This window comes from Halomonas litopenaei (assembly GCF_017303055.1).
GTDB lineage: Bacteria > Pseudomonadota > Gammaproteobacteria > Pseudomonadales > Halomonadaceae > Halomonas > Halomonas litopenaei_A.
In genome coordinates, this window is record NZ_JAEKJT010000001.1 from 727,910 (window position 1) to 747,102 (window position 19,193).

Annotated in this window: 14 protein-coding genes; 5 read left to right on the top strand and 9 right to left on the bottom strand. The window is 61.3% G+C overall.

Annotated elements, in window-relative coordinates; translation table 11 throughout:
* Nucleotides 1-83: 83 nt before the first annotated feature.
* Together galU and JF545_RS03125 are read left to right on the top strand one after the other, a co-directional pair.
* On the top strand, nucleotides 84-974 hold the full coding sequence (galU, locus tag JF545_RS03120; RefSeq protein ID WP_206938682.1) for a UTP--glucose-1-phosphate uridylyltransferase GalU: 891 nt from the start codon (nucleotides 84-86) through the stop codon (nucleotides 972-974).
* A gap of 4 nt (nucleotides 975-978) precedes the next feature.
* Nucleotides 979-2,271, top strand: a complete 1,293-nt coding sequence (locus JF545_RS03125) for a nucleotide sugar dehydrogenase (RefSeq protein ID WP_206938684.1) — start codon at nucleotides 979-981, stop codon at nucleotides 2,269-2,271.
* A 7-nt stretch (nucleotides 2,272-2,278) separates the two neighbouring features.
* On the opposite strand, the gene JF545_RS03130 is transcribed toward JF545_RS03125, so the two are convergent.
* Nucleotides 2,279-2,824 (bottom strand): Fe-Mn family superoxide dismutase, encoded by a 546-nt coding sequence (locus JF545_RS03130; RefSeq protein WP_206938686.1) that lies wholly within the window; start codon nucleotides 2,822-2,824, stop codon nucleotides 2,279-2,281.
* A 207-nt stretch (nucleotides 2,825-3,031) separates the two neighbouring features.
* Here JF545_RS03130 and JF545_RS03135 point away from each other — a divergent pair, with 207 nt between their 5' ends.
* The 3 genes from JF545_RS03135 to tamB all read left to right on the top strand — a co-directional run bounded on the left by JF545_RS03135 (nucleotide 3,032) and on the right by tamB (nucleotide 9,891).
* Nucleotides 3,032-3,901 carry a hypothetical protein gene (locus JF545_RS03135; protein WP_206938688.1) on the top strand — a complete coding sequence of 290 codons (870 nt, stop codon included), beginning with the start codon at nucleotides 3,032-3,034 and terminating at the stop codon, nucleotides 3,899-3,901.
* Nucleotides 3,902-3,930: 29 nt separating this feature from the next.
* Nucleotides 3,931-5,805 carry an autotransporter assembly complex protein TamA gene (gene tamA / locus JF545_RS03140; RefSeq protein WP_315900678.1) on the top strand — a complete coding sequence of 625 codons (1,875 nt, stop codon included), beginning with the start codon at nucleotides 3,931-3,933 and terminating at the stop codon, nucleotides 5,803-5,805.
* 84 nt (nucleotides 5,806-5,889) lie between these two features.
* On the top strand, nucleotides 5,890-9,891 hold the full coding sequence (gene tamB, locus JF545_RS03145; protein WP_242520579.1) for an autotransporter assembly complex protein TamB: 4,002 nt from the start codon (nucleotides 5,890-5,892) through the stop codon (nucleotides 9,889-9,891).
* Nucleotides 9,892-9,945: 54 nt separating this feature from the next.
* Here tamB and JF545_RS03150 read toward each other — a convergent pair whose 3' ends face one another.
* The 8 genes from JF545_RS03150 to can all read right to left on the bottom strand — a co-directional run bounded on the left by JF545_RS03150 (nucleotide 9,946) and on the right by can (nucleotide 19,181).
* The gene (locus JF545_RS03150; RefSeq protein ID WP_242520580.1) at nucleotides 9,946-10,980 is read right to left on the bottom strand and encodes a hydrolase; all 1,035 of its coding nucleotides are present in this window, start codon (nucleotides 10,978-10,980) and stop codon (nucleotides 9,946-9,948) included.
* 147 nt (nucleotides 10,981-11,127) lie between these two features.
* Nucleotides 11,128-12,081 carry a LysR family transcriptional regulator gene (locus tag JF545_RS03155; protein WP_206938692.1) on the bottom strand — a complete coding sequence of 318 codons (954 nt, stop codon included), beginning with the start codon at nucleotides 12,079-12,081 and terminating at the stop codon, nucleotides 11,128-11,130.
* 120 nt (nucleotides 12,082-12,201) lie between these two features.
* Complete coding sequence (locus tag JF545_RS03160; protein ID WP_206939265.1) at nucleotides 12,202-13,263, bottom strand: ABC transporter ATP-binding protein; 1,062 nt, start codon at nucleotides 13,261-13,263, stop codon at nucleotides 12,202-12,204.
* 20 nt (nucleotides 13,264-13,283) lie between these two features.
* The gene (locus tag JF545_RS03165) at nucleotides 13,284-14,306 is read right to left on the bottom strand and encodes an ABC transporter ATP-binding protein (RefSeq protein ID WP_206938694.1); all 1,023 of its coding nucleotides are present in this window, start codon (nucleotides 14,304-14,306) and stop codon (nucleotides 13,284-13,286) included.
* 10 nt (nucleotides 14,307-14,316) lie between these two features.
* On the bottom strand, nucleotides 14,317-15,258 hold the full coding sequence (locus JF545_RS03170; RefSeq protein ID WP_206938697.1) for an ABC transporter permease: 942 nt from the start codon (nucleotides 15,256-15,258) through the stop codon (nucleotides 14,317-14,319).
* Nucleotides 15,255-16,301, bottom strand: a complete 1,047-nt coding sequence (locus JF545_RS03175) for an ABC transporter permease (protein ID WP_206938698.1) — start codon at nucleotides 16,299-16,301, stop codon at nucleotides 15,255-15,257. The genes JF545_RS03170 and JF545_RS03175 overlap by 4 nt, the downstream gene beginning before the upstream one ends.
* Before the next feature lie 100 nt (nucleotides 16,302-16,401).
* The gene (locus tag JF545_RS03180; protein ID WP_206938699.1) at nucleotides 16,402-17,973 is read right to left on the bottom strand and encodes an ABC transporter substrate-binding protein; all 1,572 of its coding nucleotides are present in this window, start codon (nucleotides 17,971-17,973) and stop codon (nucleotides 16,402-16,404) included.
* 560 nt (nucleotides 17,974-18,533) lie between these two features.
* Nucleotides 18,534-19,181, bottom strand: coding sequence for a carbonate dehydratase (gene can / locus JF545_RS03185; protein WP_206938703.1), 648 nt, complete (start codon nucleotides 19,179-19,181; stop codon nucleotides 18,534-18,536).
* Nucleotides 19,182-19,193 lie beyond the last annotated feature (12 nt).

Here is a 19,193-nt window from a genome sequence, read left to right on the forward strand (position 1 = left end):
CGCATTCCCTGTTCCAAGTCCCATGGTGCACGTCGCCATGGATGACACTAGAACCACCTGTTTTCGACAAGAAGGAAGTCTCCATGATCCGCAAGGCCGTTCTCCCTGTCGCTGGTTTTGGCACCCGCTGCCTGCCTGCGTCCAAGGCCATCCCCAAGGAAATGATCACCATCGTGGATCGCCCGGTGATTCAATACGTGGTCCAGGAGGCCGTTGCGGCAGGTATTCGTGACATCGTCCTGGTGACTCATGGCACCAAGAGTGCCATTGAAAACCACTTTGACAAGCACTTCGAGCTGGAAGCCGGGCTTGAGGCCAAGGGCAAGACCGAATTGCTCGAAGAGCTGCGGGCCATCGTGCCTGCCGACGTCAATATCATCAGCGTGCGCCAGCCCGAACCGCTGGGTCTGGGACACGCCGTGCTATGCGCGCGCCCAGTGATCGGCGACGACGAACCCTTTGCCGTGCTGCTGCCGGACGTGCTGGTGGATGACGATGGTCTGAGCCGCAATGACCTGGCCGGCATGATCGAGGCGTTTGAACAGACCGGGCGCTCCCAGCTGATGGTCGAGGAAGTCCCCCGCGAGCTGACCTACAAGTACGGCATTGTGGCACCCAAGGGCGAACCGCCCCAGCCGGGCGAATCCTGCCAGCTCGATGGTCTGGTAGAGAAGCCCAAGGTGGAAGAAGCGCCTTCCAACCTTTCGGTGATCGGTCGTTACCTGCTCCCGGGACGGATCTTTCCGATGCTGGCCCGCACCAAGCCGGGCGCCGGCAATGAGATTCAGCTGACAGACGCCATCGAGGAGCTGCGCAACGCTGAAGGCGTTGACGCCTACCGTATGCAGGGCACGACGTATGACTGCGGTCACCAACTCGGCTATCTTGAGGCGATTCTGGCTTACGGTCGCCGACATGCTCGCTATGGCGAGGGCTTCACGGAGCTGTTGAAACGCTACGCTGCCGAGGACTGATGCCATGAAAGTGGTGATACATGGAAGTGAACTGTCAGCCGCCACCGCCGCCGCTGCCTTGTCCTGGGTGGGTCATGATGTCGTCTGGCGTCCTCTGGACCGCCGCTGGGACGAGCTGAAGGACAGCGGATGGCTCACTCGTGAGCCATCCGTGCTCGCGCATCTGACAGCGGCCATGGAGGCCGGGCACCTCAAGGTAGATCACGACGACCCGCCGCCTTACGCCGCCGTGGACGTCTTATGGCTTGCGCTGTCGCCCACCCAGCGTGATGAGGCGGCACGACTGGTCAAGGATGCGGCCGAGATGTTGGCCAACGGGGCGGTGATTATCAACAATGCTACCTTCCCGGTAGGTGATACCGAGCGTTTCGAAGCGCTGCTGCCCGATAAGGACGTCATGTCGGTGGCGTTGCCCGACACCCTTGAGGAAGGCCGCGCCTGGGACACCTTCACTCGGGCAAGAAGCTGGCTGCTGGGCTGCGACGATGATCGTGCAGAGCGCCAGGTCCGTGAACTGATGCGGGCGTTCAACCGTCGGCATGAGGTGTTCAAGCGCATGCCTCGGCGCGCCGCCGAGCTGACCAAGCTGGCCATCAACGGCATGTTGGCGACGCGGATCAGCTATATGAACGAGATGGCCGGACTGGCGGACACCCTTGGTGTCGACGTCGAGTACGTGCGCCAAGGCATGGGGGCAGACCCCCGTATTGGCTATGAGTACCTGTACCCGGGCTGCGGTTTTGGCGGTCCCAATTTCAGCCGCGATCTGGTGGGGCTGGCAGATGTACAGTCGGCCAGCGGTCGCCACTCTGAATTGCTCGATCAGGTCCTCGAGATAAACGAGCACAAGAAAGAGACGTTGTTCCGCAAGCTGTGGACCCATTTTCAGGGTCGTCTGGAAGGCCGCCGTGTGGCGATCTGGGGCGCCGCCTTCAAGCCCGGCACGGCGCGGATCGATCACGCTCCCGTGCTGACGCTGCTGCGTGCCCTGTGGGCCCAGGGCGTACACGTGCATCTGCACGACCCGGCAGCGCTGCCGGAGGTGCAGGCAGCGGTGGGTGATCATCCGCTGCTGACACTGCACTATGGAGACCCCCTCGACGCCTGTCAGCAGGTAGATGCGCTGTTGCTGGTGACCGAGTGGAAGGCTTACTGGAACCCGGATTGGCAGCTCCTGCACCAGCGCCTGAACGAGAAGCTGATCCTCGACGGGCGCAACATCTTTGACCCCGCGTATGTCGCGGGGCAGGGCTTCCATTACCGCGGCATCGGCAGGCGTGCAGACCCCGTCTGTTGAGTCTTCCTCAATCCTGAGCGTTGCGAGCGGCAAACGGCCAATTGATCAGAGGCCACAGCCGCTCCAGCGCCTCACTGTCGCCCAGGACGTCCAGTACCAAAAGGGGTTCACCCTCTATCGTCATAGGCTCACCTGTCCCGGTGGTGGCGATGACAAGGGAATCGTCCTGACGCAGAACCCACACCCAAGCGGCGCTCTCTCCGGCCTTGCCCAATATCCTGATGCAGGCCTCCTTCATTCCCTCGACACTCCCGTACTGACGCTGAATCATCGTCGCCAGTGGCTCCACCAAAGGCTCCGGGCGCGGTGTCAGGCAGTGCCAGAACAGGGTCAGGTTCCACGCCTCCTGAGCGTGATGACGCACCTCTTCACTGGCCGCTCGCAGCCCGTCGTCAAGTGACAGCGCTGCTTGCCCTTGCACGGCCGCCCAGCGGTTGAGAACCCGCAGATGATCGAGATGATCGCCCATGTAGCGGTGTTCGATCCAGCTCTTGGCAAGCCGAGGCTCCAATAGATGGCTGTCGTAGGGTAGTGCGGGTAATTCGAAGGACATGATAGCTCCTGAACAGGTCTTGCCACGGGGTCCAATAGCGGCGTCAATAGCATGTTGACAGCAGAGAAGCGCGCAGCGCCGTGCGTAATGGTGGTAAAAAACCTTACACTATCAGCCAACTGTTGGCTGCCAGCGACGTGACGTACGGTTCTCGGATCGCTACAGGTTGTGTTCGCGCCAGCTCCTCATGCAGATCAGGAGACCCCTATGGCTCACCCCCCAGACATCGGACGCCCGGGCAGTATCGTGCCGGATCCGGGCGAAAGCGTGTCCGCTACCCGTTATCGGCAAGCACCAGCGCCCAGGCTGTGGCCTTTGTGGCTGCTGATGCTGTTGGTCGTAGGTGGCCTGGCGGCGGGTAGCTGGTGGCTGTGGCAGGAACGCCAGCGGCTTAATCAGGAATTGAACCGTCTGCGCGGAGAACTCTCCAACGTTCACGCTCGCTTCGAGGCCGAACAAGGGGAGGGCGACCTGATAGCAGAGTTCGAGCGCCGCCTGGATGGGTTGGAGAGCGCCAATGAGACTCTCGACCAACGGCTAGGGGAAGGCCTTGCTGGAGTGGAGGACGCACTTGCCGAACAGGCACAGGCATCGCTGGACCGCCAGGAAGTCAACGCAGAAACTTTGCAGGATCTAGATGTGAGACTGTCCACTCTCAGCGACACCCTGGCATCGGCCCGCTCGTCACTGGCAGCGGTAGAACGGGCCGGCGACAGCGCCAGAGGTGCCCTCGAGGCGCGCATGGACAGGTTCGACGACGCCCGCGAGTCATTTGCTGGACGGCTGGCGTCCGTCACTACCCGGGTAGATGAAGTGGTCAGCCGACTGGATACTCGTCTCGGCGAGATGCTGCCACGGGTAGAAATCGCTGAAAATCGCCTGTCCGAGGTGACGCGTGACGTTGAAGGCTTGCGCCAATCACGCCAAGATGTGGCCGAGGAGCAGCAGGCGCTGGAGGCCAGGATCGGACAGCGAATCGACGCCATGGAAGACAATATGGCGTCGCTGGCCGCCGATCTGCGCGACCTGCGCCAAGCTCAACTCGCCTTCAGCGCACAACTGGAAGCGCTGCGTTGATCCAGTACCCACGTCAGGAACGCTACAACATGATGGAACATCGTGCTCCCGCTCGCCGGAGACTGGGTGCTGTTGCCTTGGGACCGGGCCTGCTGCTGCTGGTGGCACTGCCGACGTTCGCCATGGATGCCGAGGTCCAGGGTATCGAAGGACGAATCGCTGACAACGTCGAGGTCTACCTCGAGGGGCTGGATGGCAGCCAGTACCGCGTCGAACGCCTGCGCAACGAAGTGGCGCGCCTGACCCAGGAAGCCATGAGGGTGTACGGCTACTATGAGCCGTCCATCGAGATGCGCTTCGATCGTGATGAAGAGCCACAGGAAGTCTTCCTGACCATCGACAAGGGAGATCCGGTGCGCCTTGAGGTCATCGACTTCACGCTGGAAGGGGACGCGAAGGATGATGCGCCCTTCCAACTGGCGATCGACGCCTACCCGCAAGAGCTCGGCGACATCCTCGAGCATGCTCCCTATGACAGCCTCAAAAGCCGACTTCAGGGGCTGACCATCGAGCGCGGGTACTTCGACTGGCAGTTTACTGATGAACGTATGGAGATACGCCCCTGGGCGGATAGTGCACGCATTTACCTGGGCATGGACAGCGGCCCTCGCTATCGCTTCGGTAATGTCTACATCAAAGGCAGTCACATCGTCGAAGATCGCCTGCGCAATCTGGTCCCCTTTGACTACGGTGATCCCTACCTGGCCAGCGATGTGGCCGAACTGAACAACCGACTGAGCTCGACCGAGTGGTTCGGCTCGCTTACGGTTCGCCCCCGGCTGGAGCGCCAGAAAGGCAGTCTTGCTCTGCCGGAGCACGATGGCTGGTGGTACTCGGTTGATGTGAGCGAGATCCCGGCACCGTTCTCTGGTCCCCGGATTAGCCGAAAAGCCTTGGCCAGCGCACTTTCCCTCTATCCGCCTGCGCTACCCACAATGCCCGTGGATGTCACCGTTACCCCCGCTGATCGACATCAGTTTGAGGCGGGTATCGGCTTTGCCACGGATGTAGGGCCCCGGCTTCAGTTCTCCTGGGAGCAACCGTGGGTCAACCGCTACGGGCATAGCTGGGACAACCAGGTCTACCTGTCTGCACCCGACCAGCAGTTCAGCGGTACCTATCGCATCCCCCTGGAAGACCCCCTCAATGACAGCTATCGGCTGCAGTACGGTCTGCGTAATCAGGATATCGAGGATACCGAGAGTTTCGAGAGCACCGTGGACTTCGGGCGCCACTGGGTCTTTGAAAACGACTGGGAACAGACGATCTACGTGCGTACCACCTATGAGGACTTCACCCAGGGCGAGCAGTCCGATCAGGTGCTGCTGTTGTACCCCGGGGTGAAATGGTCCCGGGTGCGCACCCGCAATCCCCAGTTTCCGACCTGGGGCGACCGCCAGAACCTGGAGCTTCAGTATTCTCATGAGTCCTGGGGGTCGGACGCGGAATTCTTTCGCATGACCGGTGACACCGCCTGGATTCGCAAGCTGGGTGACGACAACCGCTTTATCGGCCGTCTGGGCGTAGGCGCGATCAACACCGATGATTTCGACAAGATCCCGCCATCACTGCGCTTCTTTACCGGTGGCGATACCAGCGTGCGTGGTTACAGCTACGAATCCCTGTCCCCGGAGGATGAGAACGGCGACCTGGAAGGCGGGCAGCACGAATTTACCGCCAGCGTCGAGGCCCAGCGCCGGATCACCGGCAAGTGGTGGGGGGCCACCTTTGTCGACATTGGCGATGCGTTTTCGGAGTGGTGGCCCAATGACCTCAAGAAGAGCGCTGGGGTGGGTGTGAGATGGATCTCTCCGGTGGGGCCGATACGTTTTGATATCGCGCATCCCTTCGATGACGAGGACGATAATTTCCGCCTGCACTTCGCCATCGGACCAGAATTTTAAGGCCAGCCGGCGCCAGCCCCCTGACAGGAGGGCGCCAGCCCCTGCAATGAGGCTTCAATGAGAAAAGGACGCGCCCTCTGGGCCTTGACACGATTATTGATCTGGCTGCCGTTCAGCCTGATAGGTCTGGTGCTGCTGATTGTCGGCCTGGTGCTGAGTCCGTGGGGGACACGGATGGCCCTGGATCAGGGCAGTCGCATGGGCGTGCTGGAGTATTCGTCGGTCCAGGGAGCGTTGCTCGACAGCTTTGATCTTGAGGGTTTTCGACTGGAAGCGGGCAGTGTACGGGTGAGCGTCGACTCCCTGTCCCTGGCGTGGGCGGAGGACTGCCTGCTCAATGGTCGGCTGTGTCTCGACCACTTGCGCGTGTCAGGCACCGATGTACGCCTGGGCGAGAGTGATACGGTCGCCGAGCCTGAACCGGAGCCAGTGCCGTCCAACGAACCAGCGGCGCCGCTATCGTTGCCCTTTCCGGTCGAGATTCGCGAGCTGACGGTGAGCGACGTTGCGGTTCACCTGGCGGATGGGACGCAGCTGGCCTGGGAGAGCTTTACCACTGCGGCAGTAGCCGAAGGCGATACGCTTTCCGTCAGTCCCACGCGTCTGGCGGGACTGCATCTTACGCTGCCATTGACGCCTGGGGCCATGCTGGCCCTCAGCGATGCGGAGCACGACGGTCCGAAGGTAAGCGCCGACGCCATTGATGCGGCGATCGCCGTTCGTTCTCCGTTGCCTGGCAGCGCTGCGGCAGAGCTGGAAGGTGCCGCCTCCAAGGCCGATGACATTCCTCTGGATCAGCGTGAACGGCTTGTCCTGCCCGAGGTCACTCTGCCCCTGGCCATCGAAGTGCCGGAGCTGGTGGTGGAGGACACTACCATCGATGGCGCCTTTGACTACCAGGTAGAGCGACTGGACCTGAGCCTGCTGGCACGGGGACAGGACGTCACGATTGAGCCGCTGGCCGTGGCCACCCAGGACGCCGATGCAGAGCTCCAGGCCAAGGCCACGCTTAGCGGCGACTACCCGCTAGAGGTTCACTTTGCCGCGGACCTGTTCCTGCCCGAGATTTTTCCCGCTCTTGATGGCGAGCGTGTCGAGCTTTCCGCCAATGGCAGTCTTGCCGAGCTGGAGCTCAATTTGACCACGACTGGCCCCGTCTCCACGCAGCTGGTCGCCCGCCTGGATGCCCTCGACCCGACGCTACCGTTCACCGCGGCCTTTTCTAGCCCTCGTCTGCAATGGCCGTTGCCGGGCATGCAGCCGGCCCAGCCGGACGCCGAAGGGGACGAGACCGAAGCCACCGATGTCGATCCTTGGGTCGCTGAGGATATCGATCTGTCCGTCGACGGCTCCCTGACCGGATATCAGCTGAAGCTGGCCCTCGCGGCCGAGGGGCCTGATCTGCCGAGAACCACCCTGGCCGTCGATGGTCAGGGCGATCTGTCACACTTCTCCTGGGCACCGCTTGAACTCGCGCTGGAGGGAGCAGGGCAGCTGCGCACGCAGGGCAATGTCGACTGGTCGGATGGCGTAGCCGTGACCGCCACGGCCGCTCTGGACAACCTTAATCCTGAGCCTTTTGTCGAGGGTTTGAAGGGTAATCTGAGCGGCACCCTGGACGTCGCCTTCACCCAGCAGGACGAAGGTTGGGAAGTCGATGTTCCTGATATCGATATCCAGGGAACGCTGGATGATCGCCCCTTGTCCTTGGAGGCCGCGCTTGCCGGCAACAGTGCCATGCGCTGGGATATCGATCGCCTCGATTTCCGCCAAGGGGACAACCAGATTGAGGCCAAGGGCCAGGTCAGTGAAGCCCGCCTGAACGTGGATGCAGAGCTTGCCTTACCCGACATGGCCAGCCTGTATCCTGGGCTGTCGGGGCGTCTGTCTGGCAATATCCAGGCACGAGGCAGTCTTCGTTCACCACAGCTGGAGCTCGCCATCGAGGGGAGCGGTGTCGGCTATCAGGAAAATCGTGTTGGCGAGCTCGCCCTGGCCGGTCGTGTCCGCGGCCTCGATGACCCCCAGCTGGATGTAGGGCTGTCCGCACGTCAGGTAGACGCTGGTGGCCAGCGTTTCGAGGATATCGCCCTCGACCTGGATGGTCGCCTGTCCCAGCATCGGCTGGAACTCACCGTCGACGGCAGTGACGAAGGCCCGCTCAACCGCCTTGTGCTGGCCCTGGACGGTGCCATGAACGATGCCCGCGATCGCTACCGGGGGACACTGACGCCGCTGGAGATTACCTTGCCCCAGGGCGATATTGCACTGGATGGGCCTCTGGCCTTCGATGCCAATCTGGCCCAGGGCTCTGTGCGCACCGATCCTTTCTGCCTCGCCCGCCAACAAGGTGGGGCGATCTGTATCAGCGAACCGCTCAGCGCCTCGGCAGATGCCGGCAAGCTGACCCTCGACATCAACGAACTGCCCATGGACCTGGTCAATGAGGCGCTGCCCGAAGGCTGGGCCATCGATGGCGATACCGGTGCACGTGTGGTGGCAGGGTGGTCAGCGGGCGGCAGCCGCTGGCAGGCAGATGCGCAGCTCGACAGTGAAGTCAGCGTGACCGGTGTGGATGCCTATGGCCAGCCCTGGTCGGTGCCTGCCACACGGCTGTCATTGAATGCTGACGCCAGCGACGCCCGCGTCGATCTCAACGTCGATCTCTCCCTGGCCCAGAGCGGTGACATCACTCTGGCCCTGACGATCGACGATCCCGTGGGTCGTGGTGGACTGGACGGCAACCTGTCGATAGACGGCGTCAGCTTGTCACCGTATCGCCCCCTGGCAGCGGGACTGGATCAATTGGAAGGCACCTTGGCCGGCAACATTCGTATTGCGGGCAGCCGCGAGGCACCGGATCTCAGCGGGGAGCTGAGCTTGACGGGTCTCAAGGCTCACGGAGGAGACATCCCTGTCGCGGTGACGGATGGTCGCCTCAATATCGATCTGACCGGCGACAGCGCACGTATCTCTGGCTATGTCGATGGTGAAGAAGGGCGCCTCAACATCACCGGTAACGCCGCCTGGCCAGGCGGTAGCTGGGAAGCCAATCTGGCGCTGTCCGCGGTCCAGGACCCGTTGCTGGCCGCGATGCCTGCCTATGGCCGGCTCAAGCTGGCTCCTGACCTGACGATAACGGCGAACCCCACCCGCCTGCGTATTCGCGGTGAGGTGCGTATTCCCTGGGCCCGCCTCGACATCGGCGAGGTGCCGCCGTCGGCAGTGTCCCCAAGCAGTGACGAGATCATCATCACTCGCGAAATGGACGAGCAGGCCAGAGAGGCCGAGCGTCAGGCCGAAGAAGACCCGGTGGGTGCCTCCACCGCCCAGGCCATGGCGGAAGCGGGTATGGCCATCGATATCCGTATCAGACTGCTGCTGGGTCCTGACGCCCGTTTAAGTGCCTATGGCTTGCAGACGGAGCTGGCCGGCGACCTGGAAGTGCGTCAGAACGCCGGCCCGCTGCAGCTGTTTGGGGATGTCAGCCTGGTCGATGGGCGCTTCCGGGCCTACGGCCAGGACCTGCAGATCCGCCAGGGTAAGGTGATCTTCGCCGGACCGCCTAGCGTGCCGACGCTGGACTTTGAGGCCATTCGCAATCCAGCCAGCACCGAGGACGGCGTGGTGGCAGGTCTCAAGGTGACCGGGACTGCCAGCCAGCCGGACCTGGAGATCTTCTCCGAACCCGCCATGGACGAGTCCCGTGCTCTGTCCTACGTGCTTCGCGGACGCGCCCCTGATGACAGCGGTGACGCCAGCGGTGCGCTGACCTCGGCACTGATCGGCTTGACCTTGGGTAAGACAGGCGGCGCCGTCGGCGCCATGGGTGAGGCCTTCGGCATCCAGGACCTGTCACTAGATACCTCCGGTAGTGGTGAAACCAGCCAGGTGGTCGTCAGTGGCCGCCTGACCGATCGTCTTGAGGTGGGCTATGGCGTGGGCATCTTCTCGCCCATCGCCGAACTCACGCTGACCTACCAGCTGTGGCGAAGCCTGTACCTGGAGGCGGTATCCGGTGCTGCCCAGGCGGTTGACCTGATCTACACCTGGAGCCTGCCGGGCAACCCGCCAGAGCTGCAGTAAGCGCTGTGCAACAACCCAGCAGAAGCCCCGACCAAGGTCGGGGCTTCTGCTGTTTCAGGTCAGGGACAGCTCCTGCAGATAACGTTCCAGTCGCTTGCCTAACCAGTAATCGGGGCGGTAGCCGTCTCCGGGCGCCATGAACCCCACATGCCCCCCTTGCTCCGCCAGCTCCATGGTGACCATGGGGGAGCGCTGCGGAAAACGATCGATCAGATCCGCTGGCATGAACGGATCATCCTTGGCGTGGAGCAGCAGCGTCGGCACTTGAATGCGATCCAGCACGGGACCGCTGGAGGCCCTGGTGTAGTAGTCCTCGGCATCACGAAAGCCGTGCAGCGGTGCCGTGATCAGGTCGTCATAGTCACGCAGGCGCTTGAGCTTTCTGACTTGTTCCGCCGTCGCGACAAGGGGAAGCTCCCCGCGCTCCAGTCGAGGCAATACCTTGCGCTTCAGTGATCCGAGCAGATGGCGTTCGTAGACCCGCGAGAAGCCTTCACCCAATCGTTGGGCGCATGCGGCAAGGTCCAGCGGCGCGCTGATGACCAAGGCCGCATGAAGACCCAGTGCATCACACTCTGGTTCGGCCAATAGCCGCAGTAGCATGTTCCCGCCCAAGGAGACGCCGGCGACGACCTTGGGAGCCCCGGGAAAACGCCGAGACAGGCTATCCAGTAAAACCCGAGCATCCCCGGTGTCGCCGCTGTGATACGCCCTGGGCAGGCGGTTGGGTCGACTCCCACAGCCTCTGAAATGCATCAGCAGCGGGCGATAGCCCTGGTCTCTGGCCGCCGCCAGCAGATCGTGGGCATAGGGAGAGCCCATGCCTCCCTCAAGGCCATGGAACAGCACAAACAGAGGGGCCTGCACATCCGCCGGTTCAGGCGTCACCCATGCCAACTCAACTTCATCACCGTCCGGCAGCGTGAAGAATTCCTGGCGCCACTCAACCCGTTGCGGTCGCAGCAGGCGGGGTAACAGCGTCTGTACATGGGGGTTGGATAACCATCGAGCGGCACGAAAACGAGAGGGTACCAGGCTTGCCGAGCCATCGGCGTTGATCGACGCAGGGTTGGCTGTGGGTTGGGGCAAAGGAATATCTCCAGTCAGCCAGCGGCGCTGCAGTGACCGCTGACATTCACGTCAAGGTGTCCTGTGGCGAAAGTCCTGGCAGTAACCCAACGATCATTTACCTGCCAGGAATCAGCAAGACTACATCAGGAAGGCTACATCAGAAGACTAGGGCACCAGCGCCCGTGCGCGCAGGACTTGCCACGCGGTATCGACCGCTGCACGTCGTGTCGTGAGATGTCGGTAGAGTCGAATATCAAAGCTCACGACCCAGCGCTCATCTCCTGCAGGCACCAACTCGCCGCTCGCGAGGGCCTGGGACAAGCTGCGTTCTGGCAACCATCCTAGGCCATAGCCAAGGCTGACCAGTTCTCGGATATTGCCACTCTGGATGCTCTCGTTGAGCACTGTCAGGGTGGGGGAATCTCCCAGTCGATCAAGGTGGGCGCGTATCGCCGCATCGATCATGCCTCGTGGATGATAGGCGATCAATGGCAAGGAACGCCCCTTACCAGACTCCTTGCCGATCCCTTTACCCGCGTCGTTGCCGCCTCCGAGAGCGAACCTGGGCTGGCCTCGGTCATCGGCAAGGCTGACGGGAATGAAACGTTCACGCCCGATGACGCAGTAGTCGGTATCCTCATTGGCCAGTTCCAGCGGGCTGCCCGTGGTCGGCCAGTAGCATAACGCCAGGTCGATTTCCCCGGAGGCCAAGCCCTGGAAGTAGTCACCCACCAGCCAGGCGGTGGCACGCAGATAAGGCTGTATGGGCGGTGGTTCGCGCCAGTGCTGAAGCCATTGTGGCAGGAATTGGGCAAGTAGGCTCTGGGGCGCACCGAGACGCAGCTGTCCAGCCTGCTCCTCCGCCATCTGTGCCAATCTCTGACGAGTCTGGTCGACGCGACGGGTCACGTCGTGGCACATGCCGAGAAAGGCCTCACCCGCGGGCGTCAGTGACAGCGGCAGGGTCTGGCGATTGATCAGCGTCGTGCCCATCTCCTCTTCCAGCAACTTGATGCGGCGAGAGAAGGTAGGTTGGGTCACATTTTGCTCTTCGGCGGCGCGAGAAAAGTGTCGCGTACGGGCCAAGGCGAGAAAATCTTCCAGCCAACGTATTTCCATGGAAGGGTCACCTGTCCAGCAATGCGACGATTGTGCCAGATAACGTCATGCCGGGCGTACCCGGCATGACGAAAACGGAGGTACTACGACTGCCACAGACGTCATAGCAAAAGGCGGGCATCACGTAAGACGACCTTCCTCGACACCATGGCAGGCCACTTGCCCGCCGTCATCCGTGGCGATCAGTGTCGGGATTTCCCGACGGCAGCGATCATTGGCATGGGGACAGCGGCCATGGAACACGCACCCCGACGGCAGATTGACCGGCGTCGGCACTTCCCCCTGCAACCGCAGGTGCTGGGGACGGTCGTCTTCCAGTCGTGGAATCGCCGACATCAGGGCCTGGGTGTAGGGGTGACGTGGGCGAGCAAACAGCGTCGCCGTAGGTGCTACCTCACAGACCCGGCCCAGATACATCACGGCCACCCGAGTGCCGAAATGTTCCACCACTGCCAGGTCGTGGGTAATGAACAGATAGGTGAGATGATGCTCGCGCTGTGCCTCCATCAACAGATTGAGCACCTGAGCCTGGATCGAGACATCCAGCGCGGAGATCGGCTCATCGGCAACGATGAACTCAGGATCAACCGCCAGTGCCCGAGCAATGGCAATACGCTGTCGCTGGCCTCCGGAAAACTCATGCCCATAACGGGAACCCCAGTCTGGGGCGATGCCGACCGATGACATGACCTCGTGGACCTTCTCGACCACCTGAGCTGGCTTCCAGTCGGGATGATGCAGACGGATGGGCTCTTCCAAGGTCTGCTGAATGGTCATGCGCGGGTTCAGCGAGGCGTAGGGGTTCTGGAAGATCATCTGCATGCGCTGGCGGTAGGGCAGCAGTGCCTTGCTATCCAGATGGTCGATACGCTCTCCGGCGTAGCGAATCTCACCGGCGCTGGGTGTCAGCAGTCCCATGACCGTGCGTGCCACGGTGGACTTGCCGCAGCCCGACTCGCCGACCACGCACAGGGACTCACCGCGGCGAATATCGAGGTCAACGCCGTTGATGGCATGCACGTGATGCTGTTCACGCACAATACGCCCTCGCCGGAACTTGAGCTGTTCAAGAAAGTCACCGGACAGCGAAAAACGCTTCTCCAGCCCCCGGATCTCGAGCAGGCTATCACCGCCTGGGGCGGGTTCACGCTGAGTCGACGCATCCTGATGCATCGGCGCCATGGCGGCTTGAATCGTCTGGCTCATGAGTTTTCCTCCCTGACCTCGATACGCTCGGCATCCTGCATCTCGGCCACCATGTGGCAGGCCACCTGACAGTTGCCGGAGCTGACGAAGGCCGGTACCTCAGTCTTGCAGCGACTGCGCTCGCTGCCGTCCTGACGTGTTGCAAAGTCACAGCGTGGATGAAACGGGCAGCCGCTCGGCAGCTGGCTCAACGACGGCATGCTGCCGCGAATCTGGTTGAGCCGTTCTCCCGGCGTCGCCATTTGCGGCAAGGCATTGATCAGACCCTGGGTGTAGGGATGCTGGGGGTCGTTGATGATTTCTCGGGTCGGGCCTTGCTCAATGACACGCCCGGCATACATGACCAGCATGCGCTGCGTGACCTGGCTGACCACCCCCAGATCATGAGTAATCAGGATCAGGCCGACGTTATGCTTTTCGCAAAGCTCGAGCAGCAGCGCCATGATCTCTGCCTGGATCGTGACATCCAGTGCCGTTGTCGGCTCATCCGCGATGATGATGTCCGGGTCCAGCAGCAGGGCGATGGCAATAATGATGCGCTGACGCATGCCCCCAGACAGTTCGTGGGGATATTGATCCAGCCGTTTCTCTGGAGAAGGGATCTGTACCTGTTCGAGCTTGCGCAGGGAAATGGCGCGAGCCTCGCGGCTGGAGATACGGCGGTGGGCCTTCAAGCACTCCACCATCTGCTCGCCGATCGACAGCACCGGGTTGAGGGTCATCATCGGATCCTGAAAGATCATCGAGATCCGGTGGCCACGAACCTTGCGTAGCTGGCGGTCACTGAGTCCCGTCAGCTCGAGCCCGTCAAAGGTGATGCTGCCCCCCGCAATGTAGCCGGGCTTGGCAATCAGATTCAGTAGGCTGAAAGCGGCAACGGACTTGCCAGCACCTGATTCCCCCACGATGCCCAGGCGTTCACCACGGTCCAGGCTGAAGCAGACGTCGCGCAGCGCCTTGACGTCGCCCTGACGAAGGGCGAAGCGCACGTCGAGATGATTGACGTCGAGTAGTGCCATGGTTGTCCTCCTAGCCCTTGTACAGTCGTGGATTGAGCACGTCACGCAGCCAATCGCCGAGCAGGTTGATGACCAGCACCAGCACCACAAGTACCAGGCCGGGGATCAGGGTGATCCACCAGGATCCCGACTGGATATAATCGAAACCGGACTTGATCAGCGAGCCAAGGGAAGGCTGCGTCTCGGGCATGCCAAGCCCAAGAAAGGACAGCGCAGCTTCGGAGATGATGGCATTGGCCACCTGGACCGTTGAGATGACAAAGATCGGTGACAGGGTGTTGGGCAGGATATGGCGGAACATGATGCGTCGACTGCGCAAGCCCATGACCCGCGCTGCATCCACATATTCCTTGGACTTCTCCGCCAGCACCGAGGCACGCACGGTACGCGCATATTGTGGCCATTCCGCGAGGCCAATGATCAGCACCAGCAGCCACATGGCGTAGTCCGAGTAGGTGGCACCGCCAAAGATCGCCTTGAACAAGGCGCCAACCACGATGGCCACCATCAGCGTGGAGAAGGACAGCTGAATATCCGCCAGGCGCATCAGGAAGGCGTCGACGCGCCCGCCCAGATAGCCGGCCAACAGCCCGAAGCACACGCCCAGGGCTGCCTGCAAGGCCACCGCACCGAAACCAATGACCAGCGATACCCGCATGCCATAGAGAATGGTGGACAGCATGTCGCGGCCCTGGGAGTCGGTACCCATCAGATACTGGGGGTCGGCCCCATCGATCCAGAAGGGCGGTAGTTCTGAGGCCAGAATATCGATCTGGGCCAGGTCATAGGGGTTGGCCGGGGCCAGCCATGGAGCCAGCAGGGCGGCGAGGACCATGACGACGAACACCAGCAGGCTGACCTGGGCGATCACATCGCGTTTGAAACTGTACAAGAGGTAGGAGTCGCGAAACCGCTCCCACCGAGTGCTGGTCGCAGTGCTGTGGGTGCTCATGCGGGCTTACCTGTCAGCTTGACGGTGGGGTTGACCAGGCCGTAGACCAGATCGACCAGAGTATTGGTGATCACGAAGATCAGGCCGACGATCATCAGGTAGGTCACGATCAATGGGATGTCCGAGCGCTCGATGGCATCGAGGAACATCAGGCCCATGCCGGGCCACTGGAACACCGTCTCGGTCAGAATGGTGTAGGCCACCAAGGTACCGATCTGCACGCCACCAACGGTGATGACCGGCAGCATGGTGTTCTTGAGCGCATGCAGGAAGTAGATGCGACGCATCGAGATTCCCTTGGCACGGGCGAACTTGACGTACTCGGACTGCAGCACTTCCAGCATTTCTGCACGAATCAGGCGAATGAACAGCGGCAGCATGATCGACGCCAGGGAAATCGCCGGCAGCACCAGGTAGGTCAGGCCTTCCAGGGAAGCGAAGTTGGTGCTCCAGGTACCGAACACATGGACAGGATCACCACGTCCATAGGCCGGCATCCCGCCTTCGGTAGACACTAGCCCGTTAAGCCAGGCGCCCCAGCCAGTGTCGGCCGGAAAGGGGGTGAAACTGACGCCAATGGCAAACAGTTGAATAAGCACAATCGCGGTGAGAAACACCGGGATGGAGATACCGATGATCGACACCCCCATAAAGAACCGGGACAGCCAGGCGCGAGGCTTGATGGCGCTGTAGACCCCAATGGGAACCGACAGGGCGATGATCAACAGGGTGGCGGCGAAGACCAGCTCAAGCGTGGCTGGAAGGTGGCGCAGGATCACCTCGGTGGTCGGCTCGTTATAGACGTAGGAATAGCCGAAATCAAACTGGGTGGCATTGGCAGCAAAACGCAGATATTGCACGAAAAACGGATCGTTGAGGCCCAGTTCCTCACGCAGCGCTTCACGCTCGCTCTCGGGTACCGATTGTCCGACCATCTGCTGGATCGGGTCACCCAGATTGTCTTGAATGGCGAAGGCAATCACGCTGATGACGAACATCACCAGCAGCGCATGAAAAAGGCGCTTGATCAAAAATGCGATCATTTGGCGTTACCAGGGTACAGGCCCTCAGCTCCGCGAGGTTGTCACGAAGCTGAGCGCACTGAATGGGAGCGAAGGGCACCAGGGTGCGGTGCCCGTAGGCTTACTCTTCGTTGATGACCAGGTCACCCAGATAGGGGAAGTTCAGCACGTTGACCACCGGCTCGATGTCGACATTGGCGGCCGAAGCCCAGGCCAGGTCCTGCCAGTGCAGGGGAATGAAGGCGGCATCGTCGTACAATCCCTGCTCCAGCTGTTGCAGCATCTCGCCACGCTTCTCGAGATCCAGCTCCAGGTTGGCGTCGACCATGAGCTGGTCGAGTTCCGGGTTGCAGTAGTTGCCCGCATTGTACTGACCCGCCCCGGTGTCGGCGTTGGGGCATTCGGTCAGGTACTGGTGGAAGTTGGCGGAATCCTCGGTATCCGAGTGCCAGCCAATCATCATCATGTCGGCGGCGCGGTCGTCGTACTCTCCCCAGTACTGGGCTTTGGGCAGGGTCTTGAGGTCCACGGTGACGTTGATGCGAGCCAGCATGGCGGCAACCGCCTGGGCGATCTTGGCATCGTTCACGTAGCGGTTGTTGGGCGCCATCATGGTGATGGAGAAACCGTCCTCATAGCCTGCTTCGGCCATCAGTTCCTTGGCCCGGTCCAGGTCGAAGCGCGGCTCGAGCTCCGGGTTGTGGCCGGAATAGCCGTCAGGCGAGAACTGGGCAGCCGGGGTGGCAAAGCCTTTCATCAGGCGATCGGCAATGCCTTCCTGGTTGATCGCGTAGACGAAGGCCTGGCGCACGCGGGGGTCTTGGAACGCCTCGACCCGGTCCTGGTTCATGTGGAACAGGATGATGCGAGTGCCGGACATGGTCACCAGGTTGGTGTCTTCGTCACTCTCGATGCGCTCGAGATCGTTGGGCGGCACCGGAGCGATGAAGTCGACATCGCCGGACAGCAGGGCGGCCACACGGGTGGCATTCTCGCTGATCGGCGTCAACGTGATGTTATCGACGTTACCCGGAGACTCGCTGTCCCAGTAGTCATCAAAGCGCTCGAAGTCGACCCTGACCCCTTGCTGGCGGTTGGTCACCTGAAATGGGCCGGTACCCGACACATTGCGCGAGGCATAGGAGTTACCGTTCTTGACGATCTCATCCTTGGCCTTGCCGTCCTCTGTCTCACCAGAATAGAACTGGCTATCCATCGGGAAGATATAGGTCGCCATGTTGAGGAGCAGCGGGTTGGGCCGCTTGGAGACAATCTCGACGGTATGATCGTCAATGACATTGACGGTTTCGATGGGCTCGAAGATGGCCTTGAAATCGCCGCTTTGCTTCAGGCGATCAACGGTCCAGGCGACGTCTTCCGCGGTGAATGGGTTACCGGAGTGGAAAGTGACGCCTTCGCGCAGGGTGATGCGCATGGTGGTGTCGTCGATCTGTTCCCAGTCGGTCGCCAGGCGAGGCTCGAACTCGAAGTCCTTGGTCCAGCGCACCAGCGGGTCAAAGACCATGTGTGACAGCTGCAGGATACCGCCAGACAGCTGCTCGTGGATGTCCAATGACACCGGATCGGCGTCATAGGCCATACGCAGGGTAGTCTCAGCGACTGCCGCCTGAGGCAGGGCAGCCGTCAACATGGCCGCGCCCAGAGCGCTGGCCAGAAGGGTCTTCTTGAACATGGAAGGTGGTCCTGCTTGTTATTGAGGTTGTTGTAATGGCTAGTCGGACGCTTGGCGCAATTGGCACATGCCGCCTAGTCAATGTCCACCAACAACATAGTGAGATGTGCCGTTTAAACACAATCGAAATTCTGATAACCCCCATGCGAGGATTGAATAGAACACGATGCATGTCATGCAGGCAGGAAGGGGGAAGGGCCACGGCAGCCGCGCAGGGTCCGCTTATAGTGCCTTGTTGTTCACCCGCTGGGTCTGCGCGTCATCCCGGAAACCGAAGATCCTGTGGACGGGCTGCCCACTGAACGATGTCCACTGAACAATGCCCGCTGAGAGAGCGCTAGTCATGGGTGAGCCGCCTATGGACCTGCTATCAGCAGTTGCACTCGTCGCAGTTCGTCTTGCGCAGTTCGTCTTTTGCGGTTCGTCTTTCGCAGTTCTCCTTGCAGCACGACCTTCCTCAGCGAATCCATACTGATGACGCGCGAGAAAACCCCCGCTCGGCGAAGGCCAGGCGGGGTAATGCACCAAGCTGACGACATCGTAGCTGGTCGGAGGGGTGATCAATCCTGCGACGGGGTGACGCGATCGATCCGATAGAGTTGGGCAACCTGATCGAGGCCGTGGACACTGCACTCCAGGTCCGTCACCCGGCCGTCGCTGAGGCCATAGACCCAGCCGTGAACCGACAGCTGCTGTCCGCGCTGCCAGGCACGCTGAATGATCTTGGTGCGGCAGAGCGTCTTGACCTGCGACTGGACGTTCAATTCACACATACGGTCGACCTGCTCATCCAGCGGCAGCTGCTCGAGCTGAGGGCGGTGCATGCTGTACAGCTCACGTACGCTGTGCAGCCAGTTGTCCACCATGCCATTCTCGCCACCGGTCACTGCCGCACGCACGCCGCCGCAGTTGTAATGACCCACGATCATGATGTGACGTACCTTCAGCACGTCGACGGCAAATTGCACGACCGACAGAGCATTCATGTCGTTGTGATAGAGCAGGTTGGCAACGTTACGGTGGACGAACACCTCACCCGGAGGGAGATCGATGATCTGGTTGGCCGGCACGCGGCTATCCGAACAGCCAATCCACAGGTACTCGGGGCTTTGCTGCTGGGCCAGACGAGAAAAGAAGTCGGGGTCATCCTGGCAGACCTTGTCAGCCCAAGCCCGGTTTCTTTCAAGGAGGTTGTCGATATCACTCATGTTCTTTCCCCG